At 67.1% G+C, this 23,201-nt stretch carries 17 protein-coding genes; 10 read left to right on the top strand and 7 right to left on the bottom strand.

Going from position 1 to position 23,201, the window contains the following annotated elements; all coding sequences use genetic code 11:
* Positions 1–41: 41 nt before the first annotated feature.
* Positions 42–1,610 (bottom strand): nitric oxide reductase transcriptional regulator NorR, encoded by a 1,569-nt coding sequence (norR, locus tag G7045_RS13985; protein WP_166160185.1) that lies wholly within the window; start codon positions 1,608–1,610, stop codon positions 42–44.
* Between the two features lie 150 nt (positions 1,611–1,760).
* Here norR and G7045_RS13980 point away from each other — a divergent pair, with 150 nt between their 5' ends.
* The 8 genes from G7045_RS13980 (at position 1,761) to G7045_RS13945 (ending at position 10,764) form a co-directional block, all read left to right on the top strand.
* Positions 1,761–2,195, top strand: coding sequence for a hemerythrin domain-containing protein (locus G7045_RS13980; RefSeq protein WP_166160184.1), 435 nt, complete (start codon positions 1,761–1,763; stop codon positions 2,193–2,195).
* 184 nt (positions 2,196–2,379) lie between these two features.
* The gene (locus G7045_RS13975) at positions 2,380–4,398 is read left to right on the top strand and encodes a ribonucleoside triphosphate reductase (protein ID WP_166160183.1); all 2,019 of its coding nucleotides are present in this window, start codon (positions 2,380–2,382) and stop codon (positions 4,396–4,398) included.
* A 60-nt stretch (positions 4,399–4,458) separates the two neighbouring features.
* On the top strand, positions 4,459–4,647 hold the full coding sequence (nrdD, locus tag G7045_RS13970) for an anaerobic ribonucleoside-triphosphate reductase (protein WP_166160182.1): 189 nt from the start codon (positions 4,459–4,461) through the stop codon (positions 4,645–4,647).
* Position 4,648: 1 nt separating this feature from the next.
* A complete protein-coding gene (locus G7045_RS13965) occupies positions 4,649–5,326 on the top strand; it encodes an anaerobic ribonucleoside-triphosphate reductase activating protein (RefSeq protein WP_166160181.1) in 678 nt (225 codons plus the stop codon).
* Positions 5,327–5,440: 114 nt separating this feature from the next.
* Positions 5,441–6,181: a type 1 glutamine amidotransferase gene (locus G7045_RS13960; RefSeq protein WP_166160180.1), complete on the top strand. Its 741-nt coding sequence runs from the start codon at positions 5,441–5,443 to the stop codon at positions 6,179–6,181.
* A gap of 81 nt (positions 6,182–6,262) precedes the next feature.
* Entirely contained in the window at positions 6,263–7,657 is a 1,395-nt protein-coding gene (gene yjjJ, locus G7045_RS13955) for a type II toxin-antitoxin system HipA family toxin YjjJ (protein ID WP_166160179.1), read from the top strand.
* A complete protein-coding gene (locus G7045_RS13950; protein ID WP_166160178.1) occupies positions 7,654–9,204 on the top strand; it encodes an ATP-binding protein in 1,551 nt (516 codons plus the stop codon). Before yjjJ ends, G7045_RS13950 begins: the two co-directional genes overlap by 4 nt.
* 9 nt (positions 9,205–9,213) lie before the next feature.
* Positions 9,214–10,764 (top strand): ATP-binding protein, encoded by a 1,551-nt coding sequence (locus tag G7045_RS13945; protein WP_166160177.1) that lies wholly within the window; start codon positions 9,214–9,216, stop codon positions 10,762–10,764.
* On the opposite strand, the gene recQ is transcribed toward G7045_RS13945, so the two are convergent.
* The gene (recQ, locus tag G7045_RS13940) at positions 10,765–12,624 is read right to left on the bottom strand and encodes a DNA helicase RecQ (protein ID WP_166160176.1); all 1,860 of its coding nucleotides are present in this window, start codon (positions 12,622–12,624) and stop codon (positions 10,765–10,767) included.
* 147 nt (positions 12,625–12,771) lie between these two features.
* Here recQ and G7045_RS13935 point away from each other — a divergent pair, with 147 nt between their 5' ends.
* Both G7045_RS13935 and G7045_RS13930 read left to right on the top strand, forming a co-directional pair.
* On the top strand, positions 12,772–13,806 hold the full coding sequence (locus G7045_RS13935; RefSeq protein WP_166160175.1) for a homocysteine S-methyltransferase family protein: 1,035 nt from the start codon (positions 12,772–12,774) through the stop codon (positions 13,804–13,806).
* 90 nt (positions 13,807–13,896) lie between these two features.
* The gene (locus G7045_RS13930) at positions 13,897–14,829 is read left to right on the top strand and encodes a hypothetical protein (protein ID WP_166160174.1); all 933 of its coding nucleotides are present in this window, start codon (positions 13,897–13,899) and stop codon (positions 14,827–14,829) included.
* A 65-nt stretch (positions 14,830–14,894) separates the two neighbouring features.
* Here G7045_RS13930 and G7045_RS13925 read toward each other — a convergent pair whose 3' ends face one another.
* The 5 genes from G7045_RS13925 to cobN form a co-directional block, all read right to left on the bottom strand.
* Positions 14,895–16,175, bottom strand: a complete 1,281-nt coding sequence (locus G7045_RS13925; protein ID WP_166160173.1) for a Glu/Leu/Phe/Val dehydrogenase — start codon at positions 16,173–16,175, stop codon at positions 14,895–14,897.
* 227 nt (positions 16,176–16,402) lie between these two features.
* On the bottom strand, positions 16,403–18,133 hold the full coding sequence (locus tag G7045_RS13920; RefSeq protein WP_166160172.1) for a hemagglutinin: 1,731 nt from the start codon (positions 18,131–18,133) through the stop codon (positions 16,403–16,405).
* Positions 18,134–18,190: 57 nt separating this feature from the next.
* Positions 18,191–18,562, bottom strand: coding sequence for a DUF2149 domain-containing protein (locus G7045_RS13915; protein WP_166160171.1), 372 nt, complete (start codon positions 18,560–18,562; stop codon positions 18,191–18,193).
* The gene (locus tag G7045_RS13910) at positions 18,559–19,089 is read right to left on the bottom strand and encodes a MotA/TolQ/ExbB proton channel family protein (protein ID WP_166160170.1); all 531 of its coding nucleotides are present in this window, start codon (positions 19,087–19,089) and stop codon (positions 18,559–18,561) included. Before G7045_RS13910 ends, G7045_RS13915 begins: the two co-directional genes overlap by 4 nt.
* A 34-nt stretch (positions 19,090–19,123) precedes the next feature.
* Positions 19,124–23,188 carry a cobaltochelatase subunit CobN gene (gene cobN / locus G7045_RS13905; protein WP_166160169.1) on the bottom strand — a complete coding sequence of 1,355 codons (4,065 nt, stop codon included), beginning with the start codon at positions 23,186–23,188 and terminating at the stop codon, positions 19,124–19,126.
* Positions 23,189–23,201: the final 13 nt, after the last annotated feature.

Here is a 23,201-nt window from a genome sequence, read left to right as displayed (position 1 = left end):
GTCAAAAATGCTGCTAGCGCTTATAAAACAAGCGCTAGCAGCTATTGTTTTGATAGTGTTTCTTTCAGCCCCAGGCGCTTGGCGAGCTTGTGCAGATTGCTCGCGTCCAGCCCCAGGCTGCGCGCGGCCTGCGCCCAGTTGCCCTGGTGCTGCGCCAGGGCGGCGTGGATGTGCTGGCGCTGACAGGCTTGCACGGCCTGGTGCAGGCTGGGGGCGGCAGCGGTGGGGCTGGCGCGGTGGCTGGGGTTGATCGGGCTGCTGGGGGGGCTGGGCCCGGTGTCGAGATCGAGCAAGGCGGACTCGAGGGTGACGATGTCGCCCGGGTGTGCGCCCTGGCTCAGGGCCTTGAGCGCGGCGCGGCTGATGACGTGTTCGAGCTCGCGCACATTGCCCGGCCAGCGGTAGCGCGCCAGCGCCTCCTGCGCCGCCGGCGCCAGGCGCAGGCTGCGCAGGCCCAGGCGGGCGCGGTTGAGCTCCAGAAAGCGCCCGGCGAGCAGCAGCACGTCGCTGCCGCGCTCGCGCAGCGGCGGGATCGGCACCGGGTAGACCGAGAGGCGGTGGTACAAGTCGGCGCGAAAGCTGCCGGCGGCCACCTGCTCGCGCAGGCGCCGGTTGGTGGCGGCGAGGATGCGCACGTCCACATGCCGGGGCTGGTCGGCGCCCAGGCGCTGGATTTCGCCGTTTTGCAGCGTGCGCAGCAGCTTGGCCTGCACCGCCAGCGGCAGCTCGCCGACTTCGTCGAGGAACAAAGTGCCGCCATCGGCGGCCTCGAAGCGCCCCGGGCGCTCGGCCAGCGCGCCAGAAAAAGCGCCGCGTGCGTGGCCAAAGAGCTCGCTCTCGGCCAGCGACTCGGGCAGGGCGGCGCAGTTGACGTGCACCAGGGGCTTGTCTGAGCGCGGCGAATGGCGGTGCAGCCAGCGCGCAAACAGCTCCTTGCCCACGCCGGTCTCGCCCAGCAGCAGCACCGGCAGTTCGGAGCCGGCGACCACGCGCAGCTCGTGCAGCAGCTGCGTGAGGGCCGGGCTTTGGCCGACGATCTCGGCGTCGCCCGCCAGCGGCAGGGGCGTGTCGGCGCTGCTGGCGCGCGCGCTCGGCGCCAGGCGCAGCTGGCTGATCTCGCCATCGCGCTGCGCCATGCGCACCGCCGCCTGCACCAGCAGGGCGCAGTGCGCCAGCGCGCGGCGCTCGGCCGGGCCGAAGGTGCCGGTGCGCAGGGCGTCGAGCGTGAGCACGCCCCAGGGGCGCGCGTCCAGCCACAGCGCCACGCCCATGCAGTCGTGCACCGGCAGCGGCGCGCCGGGCAGGGCGTCGAGCAGGCCGTCGTAGGGGTCGGGCAGCTGGCTGTCCTTGTCAAAGCACAGCACCTCGCGCTGCGCCAGCAGGGCCGCCAGGCGTGGGTGCTGGTGCACGGCAAAGCGCCGCCCCAGGGCCTCGCCCACCAGGCCGTCGATGGCCACGGGGCGCAAAAACGATTCTTCCAGCCGCAGCAGCACCACCGCGCCGCAGTGAAAACGCGTGCGCAGCTGGCCCACCAGGCGCTGCAGGCGCTCAGCCGGGGCCAGGTCTTGGGACAGCTCGGCCAGCAGGTCGGGATCGACAAGGGTATTCATTACCCGATTATGGTTTAAACAACCGTTTTTGGCTGGGGTTGAAATGACCGTTATCTTGCCAATGCCTTGCTAAGTCATTGTTTTATGGTGTTTTTTGGGCTGGCATGGGGTTTGCGTTACTTGTGGTGACATGAACCCATAGGAACTGTGATGAACATCGACAAATTCAAGCACCAACACCTGGACATCCTCGCGCGCATCGACCATTTGCGCACCCTCACCCGCGCGGGCGTGATTGCCAACGCCGGGGCGTTGGCACAGGGCATCGTGGCCATCAGTGCTGTCATCAAGCTGCACCTCTCGGTGGAAGACCAGGCGCTGTACCCGGCGCTGCAGCGCAGCGACGACGCGGGCCTGGCGCGCCTGGGCCAGCGTTTTCAGCACGATATGGGGCCGATTGCCGCTGCCTTTGATGCCTTTGCCCGGCGCTGGAACACGGCCGCGCGCCTGTGTGCCGACGAGGCAGGCTTTCGCCGCGACGCCAACGACGTGCTGCGCCGCGTGTACGAGCGCATGAAGCACGAAGACCGGGACTTTTACCCCCGCATTGAAGCGGCACAGGAAACCGCCGCCGCCCAGCCCTAAAAACCCTGATCCTCTCGCGTCTTTAGACGCTTCTTGCTTGGGCCGCCCTTGGGGCGGCCCTTTTTTTGTCCGACGTAATTGCTCAGGTTTTTGCGTTAAATCAAATGCGGCAAACAACTACCTATGGTGTTTTGAGCTGTGGTTGCACACTACATGTAGTGTTTAATTTGCCTGGAGCTGCCGCATGTCCACCCCCGTCGCCACCTTGCCCCGTGACGTCATTGACCGCGATGGCGCGCGCGCCGCGTTCGATGCCGAGCGCATCGCCTCGGCCATCGCCCGCGCCGGCGCGGCCACCGGCGAGTTTGGCGTGGACGAGGCGCAGCTGCTCACCGCCCAGGTCACCAAGGTGCTGGGCCACCGTTTTCACGGCCAGGCGCCGACCATCGAGCAGATCCAGGACGTGGTCGAGCAGACGCTGATCGCCGCCAACCACCTGCAAACCGCCCGCGCCTACATCGCCTACCGCGAGCGCCACGCCACCTTGCGCGCCGACCGGCAGACGCTGGTGCATGTGGAGTCCTCCATCAATGAATACCTCTCGCGTGCCGACTGGCGTGTGAACGCCAACGCCAACCAGGGCTATTCGCTGGGCGGCCTGATCCTGAACGTGGCCGGCAAGGTCACGGCCAACTACTGGCTGTCGCATGTGTACGCGCCCGAGATCGGCGAGGCGCACCGAAGCGGCGACATCCACATCCACGACCTGGACATGCTCAGCGGCTACTGCGCCGGCTGGTCGCTGCGCACGCTGTTGCACGAGGGGCTCAACGGCGTACCCGGCAAGGTGGAAGCCGGCCCGGCCAAGCACATGAGCTCGGCCGTGGGGCAGATCGTGAACTTTCTCGGCACGCTGCAAAACGAGTGGGCGGGCGCACAGGCGTTCTCCTCGTTCGACACCTACATGGCGCCCTTTGTGCGCAAGGACGGCATGGACTACGCCGCCGTGCGCCAATGTATGCAGGAGTTGATCTACAACCTGAACGTGCCCTCGCGCTGGGGCACGCAGACGCCGTTCACCAACCTGACCTTCGACTGGACCTGCCCCGAGGACCTGCGCGAGCAGGTGCCGGTGATTGGCGGCGTGGAAATGCCGTTTTGCTACGGCGAGCTGCAGGCCGAGATGGACCTCATCAACCGTGCCTACATCGACGTGATGACCACGGGCGACGCCAAGGGCCGGGTGTTCACCTTCCCCATCCCCACCTACAACATCACGCCCGACTTCCCGTGGGAGAGCGAGAACGCCGCCGCGCTGTTCGAGATGACGGCCAAGTACGGCCTGCCCTACTTCCAGAACTTCATCAACTCGGAGCTGTCGCCCAACATGGTGCGCTCCATGTGCTGCCGCCTGCAGCTCGATTTGCGCGAGCTCTTGAAGCGCGGCAACGGCCTGTTCGGCAGCGCCGAGCAGACCGGCAGCCTGGGCGTGGTCACCGTCAACTGCGCGCGCCTGGGGTTTTTGCACGCGGGCGACGAGGCCGCGCTGCTGGCCGCGCTCGACCGCCTGCTCGAACTGGGCAAGCAAAGCCTGGAGGTCAAGCGCAAGCTCATCCAGGGCCTGATGGACCAGGGATTGTTCCCCTACACCAAACGGTATCTGGGCACGCTGCGCAACCACTTCAGCACCCTGGGCGTGAACGGCATCAACGAGATGGTGCGCAACTTCACCAAGGGCGAGCAGGACATCACCAGCGACTGGGGCCACCAGTTTGCCCTGCGCCTGCTGGACCATGTGCGCGCGCGCATCGTCACCTTTCAGGAAGAAACCGGCCACCTCTACAACCTGGAGGCCACGCCCGCCGAGGGCACGACCTACCGCTTTGCCAAAGAGGACAAAAAGCGCTGGCCCGCCATCCTGCAGGCCGGCAGCGAGGCCCAGCCCTACTACACCAACAGTTCGCAGCTGCCCGTGGGCTTTACCGACGACCCCTTCGAGGCGCTGCAGCGCCAGGAGCAGCTGCAGTCCAAGTACACCGGCGGCACCGTGCTGCACCTGTACATGGGCGAGCGCATCAGCAGCGGCGCCGCCTGCCGCGAGCTGGTCAAGCGCGCCTTGAGCAACTTCCGTCTGCCCTACATCACCATCACGCCCACCTTCTCCATCTGCCCCACGCACGGCTACCTGGAAGGCGAGCACAAGTTCTGCCCGAAGTGCGACGAGGAGCGCCTGGCAGAAAAGCGCCGCAAGATTGCGGCATAAAAACAGCCTGTAAGGCTTATGTATCAAGCGTCAATAGCTATCATTTTTGAAGGAAACACCATGAACGCCCTGAGCACCGTTGAAACCACCGCCCTGGCCGCTGCCGACGTGCAGCTGCAAGACAGCGAGCGCCAGCCCTGTGAAGTCTGGACCCGCGTCATGGGCTACCACCGCCCGGTCGCCAGCTTCAACACCGGCAAGCAGGGCGAGCACAACGAGCGCCAGTTTTTCAGCGAAGCCACCTGCTGAAATGACCCTGCGCGTCGGTGGGCTGACCCGGCTCACCACCATCGACTTCCCCGGCCGCCTGGCGGCCGTTGTTTTTTGCCAGGGCTGCCCCTGGCGCTGCGGCTACTGCCACAACCCTGAACTGCTCGATGCATCCCAGCCAGGCACCCTGGCCTGGGCGGATGTGCTCGGCTTTCTGCACCAGCGCCGGGGCCTGCTCGACGGCGTGGTTTTCTCCGGCGGCGAGCCCCTGGCGCAGTCCGCCCTGCCTGCGGCCCTGCAGCAGATGCGGGACATGGGCTTTGCCACCGCGCTGCACACCGGCGGCATGTACCCCGAGCGCCTGGCCGCGGCGCTGCCGCTGCTCGATTGGGTGGGGTTGGACGTGAAAGCCCCCTGGGCGCAGATTCCCGCCATCACCGGCGTGGCCGGCAGCGGCGCCAAGGTGCGCGCATCGCTGGCGCTGCTGCTGGAAAGCGGCGTGGCGCACGAGGTGCGCAGCACCTGGCACCCCGGCCTCTATCCGTTGGCAGACCTGCAGGCCCTGGGCCAGGAGCTGGCCGCGCTGGGCCTGTGCGACTGGGTACTGCAGCCCTGTGACGACCCGCGCGCGCCGGGCAGTGCAGCGGCGGCACGCCAGGCGCTGGCAGGCATCACGCCCGGGCAGGGCGGCTGGCCGGCGCTGCGTGTGCGGGGCTGAATCGCCCTTGATGCACTCTTGATGGCGGCCCGCGCAATCCTTGTAAGGACTTGATGCCGGCGTTTCTACATTCAGGCTGTCTTGACTACCGGCCCGCCAACGGGCCCGTTTTGTATGAAGCCTGTTGTCATCCTCCAGCACGAAGCGGCGCAAGGCCCCGGGGTACTCCTCGACCATCTGCAGCAGCAGGGCATGGCCTATGTGGTGATCGATCCGTGCACCCAGGGCGCGGCGCCGGTGCGCGCACGCGACTACAGCGGCATCGTCGTGCTGGGCAGCAACCACTGCGCCAACGAGCAGCTGCGCTGGATGGAGCAGGAACGCTGCCTGCTGCAAAACGCCCTGGCGTGCGACGTGCCCGTGCTGGGCCACTGCTTTGGCGCGCAAATGCTGGCCCGCGCCATGGGCGCGCGCGTGTGGCGCAACCCCTGCCCCAATATCGGCTGGAGCCGGGTGTGGGTAACCCGCAGTGCGCAGCAGCAGATGGCCCTGCCCGCACAGGCCACCCTCTTTCACTGGCATTACGACACCTTTGAGATTCCACGCGGCGCCATGCGCACCATGTACGGCGCGCATTGCCTGAACAAGGGCTTTGTCCATGGCCCCCACTGGGCCTTCCAGGGGCACCTGGAAGTGACGGCGCAAAGCATCCGGGACTGGTGCGACGAAGGCCATGGCGAGCTGCTGCAGGCCCAGGGCCCGGCGGTGCAGAGCCAGACGCAGATCCTGGCGCAGCTGCCGCTGCACCTGGAGCGCCTGCACGCGGTGGCGCTGCGCACCTATGCGGCCTGGACGGCGCAGCTGCGCCGGCCCGTCCAGGCATCTGAGGGCTTCATGGCGGGGTGTTTTGGGTAGATGCAGGACAATTCACTTTATCTATTCATGCGTTGCTTTGTTTGGTTCAAAAATAGCGTGAAATATCTATTCATTTAGGCCATGACAACCTCCCCGCCCCCCCCGGGCTCTGAACGCCTGCTGGCTGCCCTGCGCCAGCTCGGCAGCGTTGCTACCAGCGCCCAGCTGCAGGCCGCGCTGCAGGCCAGCCAGCCGACGGTTTCGCGCGCGCTGGCGCCGCTGCTGGACGCGGGCCGGGTGGGCAAGGTGGGGGCGGCGCGTTCGCAGCGCTACCTGCTGCTGCGCAGCGTGCGCGGCGTGGGCACGCAGGTGCCGCTGTGGCGCATCGACACCCAGGGCCGCCCGGCGCCGTTTGCGCAGATGTGGGCGCTGGCCGGCGGCGCCTTTTGGGTGGAGGAGGCCGACGGCGTGCGCGAGCGCCACGATGGCCTGCCCTGGTTCCTGGCCGATATGCGGCCGCAGGGCTTCATGGGGCGGCATTTTGCGCAGCGCCACCCCGATCTGGCCCTGCCGCAAGACCCGCACCACTGGTCAGACGACGATGCGCTGCGCGCTCTCGCCCTGTGTGGTGAAGACCTGCCGGGCAACCTGCTGGTGGGCGCGGCCTCGCTGGCGCGCTTTGCCGCGCTGGCGCCGCAGCTGGTGCAGGCCCAGAGTGCCGCTGACTACCCCGCCCTGGCGCGCAGTGCGCTGCAGGGGCAGTGGCCAGGCTCGTCTGCCGGGGGCGAGCAGCCCAAGTTTTGCTGCGTTACGGCTGGGCGCAGCGTGATCGTCAAGTTCTCCCCGGCAGGCGACAGCCTGGCCGAACAGCGCCTGCGCGACCTGCTGCACTGCGAGCATCTGGCGCTGCACACCCTGGCCCAGGCGGGGCTGCCGGCAGCGCCTACGCAGGTGTTCGAGCGTGCCGGGCGGGTGTTTTTGCAGTCGGAGCGCTTTGACCGCCGCAGTCCCTGGCCCGGCCTGGTGGACGGCCCGCCGCCGGGGCGTATCGGCATGGTGTCGCTGCTGGTGTACGACGCGCAGTACATCGGCGAGACCGACAACTGGGCCGCCACCGCGCTGCGTATGCGCGCCCACCAGCCGCCGCTGCTGACAGGGGCCGACGCCATGACCTTGCGCCTGCTCGAAGCCTATGGCCAGCTCATCGGCAACACCGACCGGCACTACGGCAACATCTCGCTGGTGCTCGAAAACGACGACTGGCGACTCTCGCCCAGCTACGACATGCTGCCCATGCGCTACATGCCCATCGCCGGCGAGGTGGTGGCGCAGGACTTTGCCCCGGCGCAGCTGCAGCCCACGGCGGCCACGGCCGATGTTTGGTTGCAGGCGCAGGCCCTGGCGCAGGCGTTTTGGCAGGCGGCGGCGCAGGAGGCGCGGATTTCGGCACCGTTTCGGCAGCTGGCGACCGGGCACGCGCAGGCGCTTGCTGGGGTGGTTTCTGGGGAGACCGTTTCCTACAATGACCCACCATGAGCGCGCGCAAAAAACTCCCCATCGGCATCCAGTCCCTGCGTGAAATCCGTGAGGACGGGCATTACTACGTCGATAAAACGCCGCTGGCGCTGCAGCTGATAGCGCAGGGGAAATACTTCTTCCTCTCGCGCCCGAGGCGCTTTGGCAAAAGCCTGTTTCTCGACACGCTCAAGGAGTTGTTCGAAGGCAATCAGGCGCTGTTCACCGGGCTGCACGCAGAAAAAAATTGGGACTGGTCGGCCAAACATCCCGTTTTGCGCTTTAGCTTTGGCGGCGGCGTGGTGCAAGACGTACCTGATTTGCAATCGCGCCTGGATTCGCACCTGCAGCGCTACGAAACCCAGTGGCAGCTCCAGCCGGTTGACCAAAGCCACCCCGAGCGCTTTCGCAGCCTGATCCAACACCTGGCCACCCAAACCGGCCAGCGCGTGGTGGTACTGATCGACGAATACGACAAGCCCATCCTCGACCGCATCGAAGACCGAACCAAAGCCGCCGAGATCCGTGATGCGCTCAAAGACTTCTATTCCGTCATCAAAGACAGCGACCCCTATCTGCGCTTTGTCTTCCTCACCGGCGTGTCCAAATTCAGCAAGGTGAGCCTGTTCTCGGGCCTGAACAACCTCAACGACATCACCGTCGATGCCGACTATTCAGCCATTTGCGGCTATACGGATGAAGACGTGGACACCGTCTTTGCCCCCGAACTGCCGGGCCTCGATCGTGCAGAAATCCGCGCCTGGTACAACGGCTACAACTGGTGCGGCACCTCGGTGTACAACCCGTTTGATTTGCTGCTGCTGTTCCAAAAACGCATCTTCCGCCCCTGGTGGTTTGAAACCGGCACGCCCACCTTCCTCATCAAACTGCTGACCGAGCGGCGCCAGTTCACCCCGCTGCTGGGGCAAACCTTTGCTTCGGAGCAACTGCTCTCCACCTTCGACGTGGACACCATCCCCAGCGAAGCGCTGATGTTCCAGGCGGGCTACCTCACGGTCGATAGCTGGCGTGCCATTCCGGGGCGGCTGGAATTTCAGCTGCGCTACCCGAATCTGGAAGTCAAAGCCAGCCTCAACAGCAGCCTGCTGGGCACGCTGTGCGGCAGCCCCAGCATTCCCGACCGCCACATCAGCCGCCTGTACGACCTGCTCGTCGCTGCCGATGTGCCAGGGATGAAGGACTTGTTCCACGCCTTCTTCGCCACCATCCCGCACGACTGGTACCGCAACAACCCCATTGCCCAATACGAAGGCTACTGGGCCAGTATTTTCTACAGCTACTTTGCCTCGCTGGGGCTGGACATCGTGCTCGAAGACGTGACCAACCAAGGCCGCATCGACATGGCGGTGCGCTTTGGCGGCCATGTGTACCTGTTCGAATTCAAAGTGGTGGAGCTGGTGCCCGAAGGCAAGGCGCTGGCGCAGCTGCAAGCGCGCAACTATGCCGACAAATACCGCGCCCGGGGCGAGCCCATCCACCTGGTGGGCGTGGAGTTCAGCCGGGAAAGCCGCAACATCGTCGCGTTTGACGTGCAGACGCTGGAGTAAGCCAAGGCCATGCAACGCAAAAAACTCCCCATCGGCATCCAGTCCCTGCGTGAAATCCGTGAGGACGGGCATTACTACGTCGATAAAACGCCGCTGGCGCTGCAGCTGATAGCGCAGGGGAAATACTTCTTCCTCTCGCGCCCGAGGCGCTTTGGCAAAAGCCTGTTTCTCGACACGCTCAAGGAGTTGTTCGAAGGCAATCAGGCGCTGTTCACCGGGCTGCACGCAGAAAAAAATTGGGACTGGTCGCGCCAGCACCCCGTGCTGCGCTTTAGCTTTGGCGGCGGGGTGCTCGGCTCGGTGGCAGACCTGCAAGACAGCTTGAATGAGCAGCTTGGAACCCTGGAGGCGCGCTTTCAACTGCCGGCCGAATACCCCGATGCGCGCAGCCGATTCAAGCGGCTGATTTTGCGTTTGGCAGAAACAACAGGGCGCACGGTGGTGGTGCTGATCGACGAATACGACAAGCCCATCCTCGACCGCATCGAAGACCGAACCAAAGCCGCCGAGATCCGTGATGCGCTCAAAGACTTTTATTCCGTCATCAAAGACAGCGACCCCTATCTGCGCTTCGTCTTTCTCACGGGCGTGTCCAAATTCAGCAAGGTGAGCCTGTTCTCGGGCCTGAACAACCTCAACGACATCACCGTCGATGCCGACTATTCAGCCATTTGCGGCTATACGGATGAAGACGTGGACACCGTCTTTGCCCCCGAACTGCCGGGCCTCGATCGTGCAGAAATCCGCGCCTGGTACAACGGCTACAACTGGTGCGGCACCTCGGTGTACAACCCGTTTGATTTGCTGCTGCTGTTCCAAAAACGCATCTTCCGCCCCTGGTGGTTTGAAACCGGCACGCCCACCTTCCTCATCAAACTGCTGACCGAGCGGCGCCAGTTCACCCCGCTGCTGGGGCAAACCTTTGCTTCGGAGCAACTGCTCTCCACCTTCGACGTGGACACCATCCCCAGCGAAGCGCTGATGTTCCAGGCGGGCTACCTCACGGTCGATAGCTGGCGTGCCATTCCGGGGCGGCTGGAATTTCAGCTGCGCTACCCGAATCTGGAAGTCAAAGCCAGCCTCAACAGCAGCCTGCTGGGCACGCTGTGCGGCAGCCCCAGCATTCCCGACCGCAACATCAGCCGCCTGTACGACCTGCTCGTCGCTGCCGACGTACCGGCCATGCGCGAACTGTTCCACGCCTTCTTTGCCACCATCCCGCACGACTGGTACCGCAACAACCCCATCGCCCAATACGAAGGCTACTGGGCCAGCATTTTCTACAGCTACTTTGCCTCGCTGGGCTTGGACATCGTGCTCGAAGACGTGACCAACCAAGGCCGCATCGACATGGCGGTGCGCTTTGGTGGCCATGTGTACCTGTTTGAATTCAAAGTGGTGGAGCTGGTGCCCGAAGGCAAGGCGCTGGCGCAGCTGCAAGCGCGCAACTATGCCGACAAATACCGCGCCCGGGGCGAGCCCATCCACCTGGTGGGCGTGGAGTTCAGCCGGGAAAGCCGCAACATCGTCGCGTTTGATGTGCAGCATTTGCCCGCATAACTACAGGCCCACCACCCGCAGCACGTCGGCTCCATAGGCTTCGAGCTTTTTCGTCCCCATGCCGTTGATGCCCTCCAGTTCGGCGATGGACTGGGGGTGCTGCTGCGCAATCGCCGCCAGCGTGGCGTCGTGGAAGATCACATAGGCCGGCAGGTTGTGCGCGCGCGCCACTTCGGCGCGCCAGGCTTTGAGGTTGATGAAGCGCACCTGCGCGTCCGGCCCCAGGTCGGCGGCGGCCACCGGCAGGGCGCCGGCGCGGCGCGTCTTCTTGCCGCGCGCCTGCGCCGTGGCTTCGCGCAGCAGCACGGCCTGTTCGCCGCGCAGCACGGGGCGTGAGGCGGCCGTCAGCGTCAGCGTGTCGAACGCGTGGCCGGCCTCGGTGGTCACGCGCTGCACGCCGATGGCGCCCAGCGCCAGCAGCTGGCGTGCCACGGCGCGCAGCTGCGCTTCGCTGTACGGCGCACCCAGGCCGAAGGTGGAGAGCTGCTGGTGGCCGAACTGGCGCACCTTGTCCGTCTCCTGGCCGCGCACCACGTCCATCAAATGCCCCAGGCCGAAAGTCAGGCCCGCGTCCTGCTGCTGGATGCGGTAGATGGTCGAGAGGAGCTTGCGCGCCGCGTCCGTGCCGTCCCACACGGCGGGGGGATTCAGACAGTTGTCGCAATTCCCGCAGGGCTTGGATTCCTCGCCAAAGTAGCGCAGCAGCCGCACGCGGCGGCAGTCCGTGGCTTCGGCCAGGGCCAGCAGGGCGTCGAGCTTGCCGCGCAGCACGGCCTTGAATTCCTCGGCGGCGTCGCCGCCCTCGATCATGCGGCGCTGGTTCACCACATCCTGCAGGCCATAGACCATCCAGGCGTCGGCCGGCAGCCCGTCGCGCCCGGCGCGGCCTGTTTCCTGGTAGTAGCCCTCGATGTTTTTGGGCATGTCCACGTGGGCAACAAAGCGCACGTCCGGCTTGTCGATGCCCATGCCGAAGGCAATGGTCGCCACCATCACCACGCCGTCCTCGCGCAAAAAGCGGTCCTGGTGCTGCTGGCGCATGTCGGCGGGCAGGCCGGCGTGGTAGGGCAGGGCGTTCACGCCCGCGTCCTGCAGGCCCTGGGCCAGTTCTTCCACGCGCTTTCTGGATTGGCAGTACACCACGCCCGCATCCCCGGCGTGCTCGCGCTCGATGAAGCGCAAAAGCTGCTCCAGCGGCTGCTTTTTTTCTTCGATGCGGTAGCGGATGTTGGGCCGGTCAAAGCTGCTGACGAACTGGCGCGCGTCCTGCAGCTGCAGGCCGGTGGCGATGTCGGCGCGCGTCAGGCCGTCGGCTGTGGCCGTGAGGGCGATGCGCGGCACGCCCGCGTAGCGCTGGTGCAGCACGGTGAGCTGGCGGTATTCGGGCCGAAAATCGTGGCCCCATTGGCTCACGCAGTGCGCCTCGTCGATGGCGAACAAGGAGAGCTGTCCGCGCGCGTGCAGGTCGTCCAAAAGGCCCAGAAAGCGCTCGGTCACCACGCGCTCGGGCGCGGCGTAGAGCAGGGTGATGTCGCCGCGCGCGAGGCGCCGCTCCACGTCGAGCGTCTGCTGCCAATCGAGCGTGGAATTGAGAAACGCCGCCTCCACCCCCGCCTCGTGCAGCGCGCCCACCTGGTCGTGCATCAGCGCGATCAGCGGCGAGACCACGATGGCCACACCCTGGCCCGCGCGCTGGCGCACGATGGCCGGCACCTGGTAGCACAGGCTCTTGCCGCCGCCCGTGGGCATGAGCACCAGCGCATCGCCGCCGGCGGCCACGTGCTCGATGATGGCCTCTTGCGGGCCACGAAATTGCGCGTAGCCAAAGACGGCGTGCAAAACGGAATGCGCGGGGGACAAGGGAATGCTCTTAATTTGATAGCTTCTAGCGCTTGATGGATAAGCGCTGGAGGCCGATTTGGCTCATAAACTGGGGGCGGGCCCGGTGTGCCGACGCCGGGGCGTATTGTGCGCGCAGGGCCAGCGTCTCCTTCCTACAATCGCCCCATGACCTTGCCGACCTACACCCGCGCCCAGCAACTGCCCGCCATCCTTGCCCAGCGCATCGCCATCCTCGACGGCGCCATGGGCACCATGATCCAGCGCTTCAAGCTCACCGAGGCGCAGTACCGGGGCGAGCGGTTCAAGGACTTTGCCCGCGACGTCAAGGGCAACAACGAGCTGCTCTCGCTCACGCGCCCGGACGTGATCCGCGACATCCACGCCGGCTACCTGGCCGCCGGTGCCGATCTGGTCGAGACCAACACCTTCGGCGCCACCAGCGTGGCGCAGGACGACTACGGCATGGGCTCTCTGGCCTACGAGATGAACGTGGAGAGCGCAAAAATCGCCCGCGCCGCCTGCGACCAGTTCAGCACGCCCGCGCACCCGCGCTTCGTCGCCGGTGCCCTGGGCCCCACGCCCAAGACGGCCAGCATCAGCCCCGACGTGAACGACCCCGGCGCGCGCAACGTCACCTTCGAGCAGCTGCGCGCGGCCTACCTGGAGCAGACCCTGGGCCTGATCGCCGGCGGCGCCGACGTGCTGCTGGTGGAAACCATTTTCGACACCCTCAACGCCAAGGCGGCGCTGTTCGCCATCGACGAAGCGTTTGAGCAAACCGGCGAATGCCTGCCCATCATGATCAGCGGCACGGTGACGGATGCGTCCGGGCGCATCCTCAGCGGCCAGACGGTGACGGCGTTTTGGCACAGCGTGCGCCACGCCAAGCCGCTGTCGATTGGCCTGAACTGCGCCCTGGGCGCGGCGCTCATGCGCCCCTACATCCAGGAGCTGGCCAAGGCGGCGCAAGGCACTTTCATCAGCTGCTACCCCAACGCCGGCCTGCCCAACCCCATGAGCGACACCGGCTTTGACGAAACGCCCGAGGTCACCAGCCGCCTGGTGCACGAGTTTGCCGCCGAGGGGCTGGTCAACATCCTGGGCGGCTGCTGCGGCACCACGCCCGACCACATTGGCGCCATTGCGCGCGCCGTGGCCGGCGTGCCGGGGCGCGCGCTGTTTTACTCCGACAAGGCGTGATGCAGGATGATAACTGCCGCTAACGCGCTCTGAATAAGCGTCAGTAGCTAGCATTTTGAGAGCACAAAGGGCCGGGCGCAGAATGCCGCCATGCCCAGTACGCCGCCCCTGATGCCCTCGCCACCTGCGCCACCGGCCCTGGCGCAGCGCTTGGCGGAGGCCGCCTTGCAGCGCCAGGCGAGCCTGCTCGACGCCAGCGCGCCAGCGCCCGCTGCACCGGGGCAGGCGCCAGCGTCCCCCCCTTTGCCGCAGCCACTATCGGCGGCGCCCGATCTGCTGCACCTCTCGCCGCAAGCGCAAAGCCAGCTCAAGGCGGCAGTGCCACCGACCGTGACTGCGGCACTGCCGGCCTGGCCGGTGGCTGCGGTGCCGGCGCCGCAGCGCGCCTTGGTCGATGCCTTGCTGCAGCAGCTCGTCGCGCCGGCGCGCGCGCCCCAGATGCTGGCGGCCCAGCCCTGGCCGGCGGCGCTGCTGCCGCAGGTCGATGGCGCGCAGGCTGCGCCCGGCGTGCCGCCGCTGGTCACCTGGCTGGTGCGCCAGGGGTTGGTGCAGACAGAGCAGGGGCTGCGCAGCGTGGTCGTGACCTTGCGCACGCCGCCAGCCTGGGCGCAGGCCCAGCCGCAGCCGCCGGCGGCAGGCCAGCCGCCGCTGCAGGCGCGTTTTGCCGGATGGCCGCAGGCGCTGACCTCAGGGGCCTGGGCGCTGGTGCTGCAAGGCGCGGGCTCCACGCCGGCGCGCAGCAGTGCGCTGCTGGTGCTGGAATTTGCACCCCTGGCCCCGCCGCTGTACGGGCGCGAGCTGCTGGCGGGGGCCCATCGCACGGACCCCTGGCTGCTGCTGGCGGCGCTGCAGGCCAGCGGCCAGCTGCCGCGCGACGAGGCCCTGGCGGCCGAGCGCGAGGCCCGCCTGTGCGCCCAGCCCGGCTGCCCCTACGCCGGGCGCGCGCCCTGCGAGCAGCCGTTTTGCCTGGCGCTGCGCACCGTGCTGCCGGTGGCGCCGCCGCCGGACGTGGCGCCGCAATAAAAAAGCCCCGCTGGGCGGGGCTGGGTGCGAAGGCGGGCGCTCCTCAGAGAGCGCAAGCGGGCGGCTCAGGGGTACAGGCCGCGCACTTCGCGGGCGTGCAGGATGCGCTTGCACGAGACGATGAAGGTGGCCGTGCGCAGGCTCACCTTGTTCTCTTGCGCCACCTGCCAGACGGCGGCAAAGGCGTTTTGCATGATGCGCACCAGGCGGGCGTTGATCTCGTCCTCGGTCCAGAAGAAGCTGGAGAAGTCCTGCACCCACTCGAAGTAGCTCACCGTCACGCCGCCGGCGTTGGCGATGACGTCGGGCAGCACCAGCACGCCCTTGTCGTTGAGGATGTCGTCGGCCTCGGGCGTGGTGGGGCCGTTGGCGCCCTCGATCACCAGCTTGGCCTGGATCTTGCCGGCGTTGTCCTTGGTGATCTGGCCTTCGAGCGCGGCGGGGATGAGGATGTCGCAGGCCACGCCCCAGAACTCGTCCTTGGCCATGACGTCGGCGCCGGCAAAGCCGCCCACGCCGCCGGTTTTGCGCACGTGTTCGAGCAGTGCCGGCACGTCCAGGCCCCGGTCGTTGTGGATGGTGCCGGTGTGGTCTTGCACGGCGACGACCTTGGCGCCGGCCTCGGCGAACAGCTTGCCCGCCGTACCGCCGACGTTGCCAAAGCCCTGCACCGCCACGCGGGCGCCGGCAATCGTCAGGCCGGTGAGCTTGGCGGCTTCGACGCCAACGGTGAACACGCCGCGCCCGGTGGCCTCGACGCGCCCGAGCGAGCCGCCGATATCGACCGGCTTGCCGGTGACGACGCCGGTGGCCGTGGCGCCGGTGTTCATGGAGTAGGTGTCCATCATCCAGGCCATGACCTGGCCGTTGGTGTTCACGTCCGGCGCCGGAATGTCTTTGGAGGGGCCGATGATGATGCCGATCTCGCTGGTGTAGCGGCGCGTCAGGCGTTCGAGCTCGGCTGTGGACAGGGTCTTGGGATCGACGCGGATGCCGCCCTTGGCGCCGCCGTAGGGGACGTTGACGGCGGCGTTCTTGATGCTCATCCAGGCCGACAGGGCCATGACTTCGGACAGCGTCACGTCCTGGTGGTAGCGCACGCCACCCTTGCCCGGGCCACGGCTCAGGTTGTGCTGCACGCGGTAGCCCTCGTAGTGGGCGATGGTGCCGTTGTCGAGCTCGATCGGGATATCGACGATGAGCGCGCGCTTGGGGCGCTTCAAGGTTTCCACCCAGCGCGCCAGGCTGCCCAGATAGGGCGTGACGCGATCGACCTGCTGCAGGTAAATGCCCCAGGGGCCGAGGTGGTTCGGATCGAGGTAAGAGGGCAGGGTATGGCTTGTCATGGAGTCTCCTTGTGGGACGAACAATGCAAGCCGGGCAGCTTACTCCTGGGTTTTGCCGCTGTCCAAGGCGGCTGTGTTTGGCTGGTATGCGGGGGCGGCATAGGCCCTATCGCATTCAGGGGTGTTGCTATGGTTTGCGTAGCTGCTCGCGCAGCAGGGATGGGCGCTAGAGGCAAAAAAAAGCCCGGACGTTGGGAGCGTCCGGGCGGGCGGGGTGGCGGGCTGGGTTACTGCACGACCACGGTCAGCGTGATGCCGGGTGGCACGTCCAGCTGCTCCTGGTAGTTGCCCTGGGCGTCGCTCTGGCGCGTGAACGGGAAGTGGCCGTGGCCGACCAGGGTGCTGGGCACCTGGGTGGGCAGCTGGCGCGCAGCGGCCAGGGCTGGGCCGTCGATGCCGACCAGGGTGTAGCCGCTGGCGTCCTGGCGCTGCGGGTAGCCAAAGCCCTGCGGCGAGGCCGCCGCCGGCAGCAAGGCGATGCTGCTGCCCCAGCGCGGCAGCGTGCCGGCCAGGCCCGGGCCGCCGGCCTGGGTGATGGCGTGGTCGAGCACCGTCCAGGAGTCGCTCGACGAGGTGTCTTTGAGCAGCTGCTGGTAAAAGCCCACGCCGTACTGGCGCAGCAGATAGGCGCCGTAGGCGCCGACGACGTTGTAGCCAAAGCAGGTGTCACCGATGCCCCAGTTCGTTGGGTCGCAGTTGAAGGTCGAGCGGTTGAGCCAGCGCGGCACCAGGCCGTCGCGGGCGCTGTTGCTGCCGGGGGTGAGTTTCTCGCTCAGGATGTCTTCGATCATCACCGCCGACATCTCATCGAGGAAGGTGTCGAAGGCGTAGCGCGGGCCCTTGAGGACGCTGCGCTGGTAGAAGTTGATCATGTGGATGAACTCGTGCGCCAGCGTGCCCACCTGCGCGTCCATGCCCTTGGTTTTGTCGAGGTACAGCGTCTCGGTGTCGATGTAAAACGACAGCGATTCGTTGCTGTACTTGAGTTGGTCGTGGGCAGGGTTTTTCTTGAAGTTGTTGAGCGAATGGAAGTAGCCCATCAGCCCATAAGGCTTGCCGTCGGGGATGAAGTTGACGAGCACGATGTCGATCGGTTGGCTGGACGTAATCAAATCGGTGTAGTTACCGTATGTGCCCCAGGGCTGGCCGGCCAGGCCGGTGACCATGCCATAGACCGAATACTGAGGCCGGGCAAAGCGGTCGAGCAGGGTGTCGAGGATGGCGTCGGTGACCTTGCTGCTGCCAGTCTCGGTGTTCTCCAGCCAGAGGTTGATGACGCGGCCATCGGCAAACGTGGCCTGGCGCTGCAGCGTGGCGGTGCGCGCTTGCATACCCTCGTCAAGGCTGATGAACCAGCTGCGCTCGCTGCCCCTGGCCGCTGCCGCGCGCGGGGTTTGGGCGGCCTGCACGGCAGCGGCGCCGGTGCGCAGGTGCTCGGCGGGGCGGAAGTCGCGCACGGCGGCCGGAATTTGGTTGCCATGCTCCTGGGCATCGTCGCCCTGCAGCGCCTGGCGCGTGCTGGTGCCGGCCTTGGGCGTGAGGGTCAGCGTCGGCATTTGCACGCCGGGGGCGTTGGGGTTGGAGTACACCAGGGTCAGGCTGCGCTGGCCGAGCTGGCTCAGGGACACGGGCAGGCGCACCGTCTGGGCGGAGGTGTTGCTGTAGTTCCAGACACCCACGCCTGCGCCGCTGTAGCTGCTGTTGCTGGCAGCGCCGCAGAAGGCGCCGCTGCAAGCCGCTTGCAGGCCGGTGCTGGCTGCAGGCGGGGGCGTGACGGGCGGCGTGGTCGGCGTGACGGGAGTAGGGGGCGTGACGGGTGGCGTGACGGGGGGCGTTGTTGGTGTGGTTGGTGTGGCGGGCAGCGGCGGAGCACTGTCGCTGTCGCCGCCGCCACAAGCCGCCAACACCAACCCCAGAGCCATGGCCAGTGCGGTGCGCGGTAGGTGGTGCATGTTCATCGGTGCCTCTTGCGTGAAAAGCTGGACTATAACCGGCGCCCATCGCTGGCATAGGTGTTATTGCTTATCGTTTGCGCTACCCGCCTCCGGCACATAGACCATGGAGCCGTCCTTCATCTTGTAGGCCACGCCGGCCTTGGCGCCCTGGCCTTCGCCGATCTCGCCGCTGGCCTTGTAGTGCTCGATCTTCTGCCCGTCCTTGATCATGATTTCCATGTTCTCCTTGCCGGGGTTTTTGATGACCGTGACCTGCTCGGCGCCAAACGGGTTGGCCGGGCTTTGCGCCACCGCCAGCAAGAGCGCGGCGATGATGACCAGGAACACGTCGATGAGGTTGACCACCGAGAGGATGGGATCGTCCTCGTCGCTGTCGTCGAGCAGGTTGCGCCGGCGCGCGCGTGCGGCTTCTTGGGCGGGGTGGGCGCTCATGCGGTGGCCTCCGCCAGGGCGGCGTCCTGGTGCGCGGCGGCGACGGGGGCCGTGAGCCCTTCCTCGATGGCGGCCAGGTCGGCGCTGTACCAGCGTTTGCGCACGTTGACCACGGTGAAGCTGATGGCCGCCGCCAGCAGCGCCAGGATGACGGCGGAGAACGCAATCATCAGGCTGCGCGAGACATCCTGCAGCTGGCCATCGGCCAGCGCCTTGAGCGCCGGGCCCATGGGGATCATGGTCGCTACCAGGCCGAGCATGGGCGCGACGCGGGTGGCGATGCGCGCGAACTCCAGGCGCTTGACGGCCAGGGTTTCGAGTTCGAGCAGCGTCATTCCCGGCTGGCTGGCGTGGACGGCGTGCAGCTCATAGCCGTTGGCCTGGCCGCGCGCGCGCTGCAGCGCCTGCCAGGCAAAAGCGCCCAGGGCGTAGAAGGCGTGCACAAACAGCGCCGAGATGGCGAGCAGCACGGGGTAGAGGAAGAACTGGCTGATGTCGTACATCGCCATTTCAAGGGGGGTGTTCATGGGTAGGACTCCTGTGGGCAATAAAAAAAAGGGGTTAAACCGCACCCAGCCGCCGCTGGCGCCAGGCGCCGCCGGCGGTGATGGCCGCCAGCGCCAGACCAAAGCCCAGGTGGCGCAGCGGCGCATCCAGCGGATCAGCCGGGGGCGTGGGCGGCACGGATTCCAGGCGCATACCGCTGATGGGCGGCGGCGGTGGCGGTGGTGCGGCCGGTTCGGGCGGCGTGGGTTGGGCGGGGGCTGCATCGGCAGGCGGCGGCGGCGCGGCGGCGGCAGCGGCAGCGGCAGCGGTGCTGTTGCTGCGCGGCGCGTCCATGCCAAAGCCGGCGCCAGGGCTGGCGCTGGCCCCCACGTAGGCGGCAAAGGCGGCGTTGTCGGTTTTGACGTCAAAGCGCTGCGAGAGGTCGCGCCAGCGGTTTTTCAGCTCTTTGACCGTGGCGGCGTCGGTCTGCCAGTAGCCCTGGCGCTGGGCTTCGATCATGCGTTCTATGGTTTGTGCCAGCGCGTGCGGGTTCTTGGACTCGAACCACTTTTTCAGCCCCAGCTGGTGCTTGTCGCGCACGTACACATCGACCATTTCCTGCCACTGGTCGTCGCGCACGATCTCGCGCGCGGTCGCCGTCCAGCCCCAGAAGTTGTTGGTCGCGTCCAGCACCTGCAGCGTGCCGGCGTAGCCTTCCTTCATCAGGCCCTGGATGTAGCCGGGGTGGAACTGGCGCGTGGCCAGCTCCTTGGCCAGGAATTGCGCCGCGCCCTCGACCCGGCCCGCGCCCGCGCCGCGCAGGTTGCTGATGTAGAGCTGCGGCGCCTTGCCGTCCAGGTGCCGCACGGCCAGCGCGATGCCGCCGAGGTACTGGAAGGGGTCGTCGGTGGTCAACATGCCGTAGAGGTTGGAGCTGCGCGAGAGCACTGCGCCCTCGGTGCCGCGCAGGTGCTGGGCGTAGAGGTTGATGGCCTGGCCGCCCTTGCCGCTGGCCCCGGCCACGCCGGCGCTGCCCCATTGCTTCTCGTCCGGGCCGTAGGCGTATTGCATCTTCGCCAGGTACAGCTCGGCGAGCTTGCGGTCGCCCTCGGCCTTGCCCTTCCAGGTGTCGGTGGCCAGGGCGGCGTCGTCCAGCCCGGTGCCGTAGCTGCCGCTGGCCGAGGCAAAGATGCGCGTCGCACCAGCGAGTTCAGCAGCCTGGGCATCGGCGCCCTGGGCGATGAGTTGCTCGGTGATGCGCGTGCTGTTGGCGGCCACGGGGTTGTCGGCCTCGCCCCGGGCGCGCGACGCCAGCAGCACCGCCTGGGCCAGTTGCTTCATGACGTTGGGGAAATGGTCGCGGTACAGGCCGGTGGCCGAGAGCACCACGTCCACCCGGGGGCGGCCCAGCTCTTTGCGCGGCACGAGCCTGACGCCCGTCACGCGCCCGCCCTCGTCCCATACGGGCTCTGCGCCCAGCAGCCACAGCGCCTGCGCTTCGAGCAGGCCGAAGTGGCGCATGGTCTCGACCGACCAGAGGCTGAAGGTGAGCTTTTTCGGCGGCTGGCCGTGCAGCTTCTGGTGCTCGGCCAGCATGTTCTCGGCCGCCTGCTTGCCCGCTTCCCAGGCTTGTTTGGTGGGGATGCGCGAGGGGTCGAAGCCGTAGAGGTTGCGCCCCGTCGGGTAGGCGTCGGGGTTCTTGATCGGGTCGCCGCCGTAGGAGGTGGGCAGGTACTGGCCACCGAGTACCGCCAGCAGGCCCGGCAGCTCGCCCTGGGCGCCGATGTCGGCATACATCCTGGCCGCTTGTTGCAATGCTTTTTGTAGCTGCTCGGGCAGGCTGGACGTGCTCTGGCCGTCGATTACATGCTTTTTCAGGAGCTGGTAGGGCGCGGTCTGCGCCAGCTTGTCCCAGGGGCCGACCAGGGCCTCGTCCAGGTCTTGCGCGGGCACGCCAGCCTGGTGCGCTGCGGCTTCCCAAAACGGCTTGCCCAGCGCCAGCAGCACGGTGCCCAGGCGGTGCAGTTCCTCGGGCGCGCGGCCCAGGGTGTGCAGGCCCTGGGGTTGGGCGGTTTGCGCCAGCTCGTGCAGGTGGTCGTGCAGGGTTTGCACAAAGGCCGGGAACTCGGCACGCACGCGCGCCTCGCTCCAGCCCAGGTCGGCGACGATGCGCTCCTTGTGCGCCGCTGCCAGCAGGTCGGCGGCCAGGCGCTCTTTGACTGCGCCCTCGTCCTGCGCTTGCCACTGGTGCAGCAGGTCGTGGATCTGCGTGAGTGCGTCGTGCAGGCCGCCGGGGGCAAAGGGCGGCGTCTGGTGGCTGACTATTGTGGCGCGGCCCCGGCGCTTGGCCTGGGTGGCTTCGCCGATGTTGTCGGCGATGTAGGGGTAGGCCACGGGAATGTCGCCCAGCGCCAGCAGCGGCGCGTCGTACACCGAGAGGCCGCGCTCCTTGCCCGGCAGCCATTCCTGCGTGCCGTGGGTGCCAAAGTGCACCAGCGCGTCGGCCTGCTGGCGCATCCACAGGTAGCTTGCCAGGTAGTGGTGCGGCGGCAGCGCGGTGGTGGAGTGGTACAGCTCTTTCTCTTTGGCGCGGGCGTCCTGGCCGCCCGGTTGTGCGCCGCTGCGTCCGGGCTGGGGCAGCAGGGTGATGTGGCCGAGCTGCAGGCGCGGGATGACGAAGAAGTCCTCCCCGCCTTGGCGCAGCACCCAGGGGGATTTTTCCGGCGCGCCCCAGGCGCTGGCCATCGCCTGCTGCGTGGCCGGTGGCAGGCCGGTGAGCCAGGCGCGGTAGTCCTTCACCGGCAGGCGCGCGGCCAGGCCGTCTTGCAGCAGCTGCGGCAGTTGGCCGGCGCGGTAGCTGGGCGCGAGCAGGCGCTGCAGCACGGTGATGAGGTGGGTTTCATCCGGCGTCTCGGTCTGGTAGCCGGCACCGGCCAGGGCGGTGAGCGTGCTTTGCAGGCTGCGCGGCACGTTCATGAAGGAGGCGCTGAAGTTCTTCTCGCCCGCCGGGTAGTTCCAGAACATGACGGCGACTTTTTTCTCGGCGTTGGGCAGGCGCTGCAGGCGGGCCGTGGCCAGGGCTTTGTTCACCACCGCCTGGGCCTGGGCGGCGATGGGCAGGATCTGGTCGTCGCTTTTGCGCGTGGCGGCGGCGATCTGGATGTCGGTCACGCCGGCGTACTCGGGCTGGGCGAGGTAGAACGGCACGTCCATGATGCGCATACCTTGCGGGTCTTTTTCCCAGTCGGCCTCCTCGCCGCCCCGGTAGGCCATGGCCTGCAGCACGGGGATGCCGAACTGCTCGAATTCTTTGCGCCGGTCGTCGCCGGTGAGCATGATTTGCGTCGTGATGAGCACGTCGGCCAGCGGTGGCTGCCCGGCCTGGGGCTGCAGCAGTTTGGTGAAGCTGCGCGGATCCATCATGGGGGTGTAGAACGGTAGCGCCACCGCGCCGCCGGCCTCGATGCGCGCCACCAGGTCGTCGATGAAGGCGGTCTGCATGGAGGCGATGTACTGCTGGTGCAGGGCGATGGCGACGATGGGCTTGCGTGCGCTGCGCGGCGCGCGCGCGTCCACGCCCTGCCAGGCGAAATAGGCTTGCGCGCTGGCAAACACCTGCTGCGCTGCCTTGGGGTGGTAGAAGGCCGCCTTGGGGTAGATGACGGGCGCGGCCACTGCCGGCAGCGGCTGGCCGCGCAGCTGCGCCGCCAGGGTGGCGAAGAAGCCGCCAAAGTTCTGCTGGCCGCCGTTGCTGTAGTAGTCGATCAGGCGGCGCGCCACGGGTTCGGGAAAGCCGCCCCAGCGCGGGTTTTGGTCGTACAGCCACAGGTGGGGCGCTTTCAGGCCGGGCAGGGCCTGGGTCAGGTGTTCGCTGACCTCGTCTTGCAGATAGCTGTCGAACAGCACGGCGGCGTGGCCTTGCCACAGGCCGGCGTCCTGGTTCTTGGGCAGCTGGTGCAGGTAGCGCAATTGCAGCTGCAGGCCCAGCGGCTCGGCAATGGCCTGGAGCTGGCGGAACTTGCCCGCCGGCACGTTGCCGGTGGCGATGAACAGCAGCGACAGCGGGGGCTGGTTCTGCTGTGCCTGCGCTGTGGCACACAGCAGCAGGGCGAGCAGGACTTGCAGCAGTCGTTTAAGCATGAAATCAACCTCT

The sequence above is a fragment of the Acidovorax sp. HDW3 genome, from assembly GCF_011303755.1.
Lineage (GTDB): Bacteria > Pseudomonadota > Gammaproteobacteria > Burkholderiales > Burkholderiaceae_C > Paenacidovorax.
This window is presented reverse-complemented; position numbering and strand designations above follow the sequence as displayed.

Coding starts and splice junctions, on each gene's coding strand:
- norR (WP_166160185.1), bottom strand. CDS start 1,610: ATGAATACCCTTGTCGATCCCGACCTGCTGGCCGAGCTGTCCCAAGAC.
- G7045_RS13980 (WP_166160184.1), top strand. CDS start 1,761: ATGAACATCGACAAATTCAAGCACCAACACCTGGACATCCTCGCGCGC.
- G7045_RS13975 (WP_166160183.1), top strand. CDS start 2,380: ATGTCCACCCCCGTCGCCACCTTGCCCCGTGACGTCATTGACCGCGAT.
- nrdD (WP_166160182.1), top strand. CDS start 4,459: ATGAACGCCCTGAGCACCGTTGAAACCACCGCCCTGGCCGCTGCCGAC.
- G7045_RS13965 (WP_166160181.1), top strand. CDS start 4,649: ATGACCCTGCGCGTCGGTGGGCTGACCCGGCTCACCACCATCGACTTC.
- G7045_RS13960 (WP_166160180.1), top strand. CDS start 5,441: ATGAAGCCTGTTGTCATCCTCCAGCACGAAGCGGCGCAAGGCCCCGGG.
- yjjJ (WP_166160179.1), top strand. CDS start 6,263: ATGACAACCTCCCCGCCCCCCCCGGGCTCTGAACGCCTGCTGGCTGCC.
- G7045_RS13950 (WP_166160178.1), top strand. CDS start 7,654: ATGAGCGCGCGCAAAAAACTCCCCATCGGCATCCAGTCCCTGCGTGAA.
- G7045_RS13945 (WP_166160177.1), top strand. CDS start 9,214: ATGCAACGCAAAAAACTCCCCATCGGCATCCAGTCCCTGCGTGAAATC.
- G7045_RS13935 (WP_166160175.1), top strand. CDS start 12,772: ATGACCTTGCCGACCTACACCCGCGCCCAGCAACTGCCCGCCATCCTT.
- G7045_RS13930 (WP_166160174.1), top strand. CDS start 13,897: ATGCCCAGTACGCCGCCCCTGATGCCCTCGCCACCTGCGCCACCGGCC.
- G7045_RS13925 (WP_166160173.1), bottom strand. CDS start 16,175: ATGACAAGCCATACCCTGCCCTCTTACCTCGATCCGAACCACCTCGGC.
- G7045_RS13920 (WP_166160172.1), bottom strand. CDS start 18,133: ATGAACATGCACCACCTACCGCGCACCGCACTGGCCATGGCTCTGGGG.
- G7045_RS13915 (WP_166160171.1), bottom strand. CDS start 18,562: ATGAGCGCCCACCCCGCCCAAGAAGCCGCACGCGCGCGCCGGCGCAAC.
- G7045_RS13910 (WP_166160170.1), bottom strand. CDS start 19,089: ATGAACACCCCCCTTGAAATGGCGATGTACGACATCAGCCAGTTCTTC.
- cobN (WP_166160169.1), bottom strand. CDS start 23,188: ATGCTTAAACGACTGCTGCAAGTCCTGCTCGCCCTGCTGCTGTGTGCC.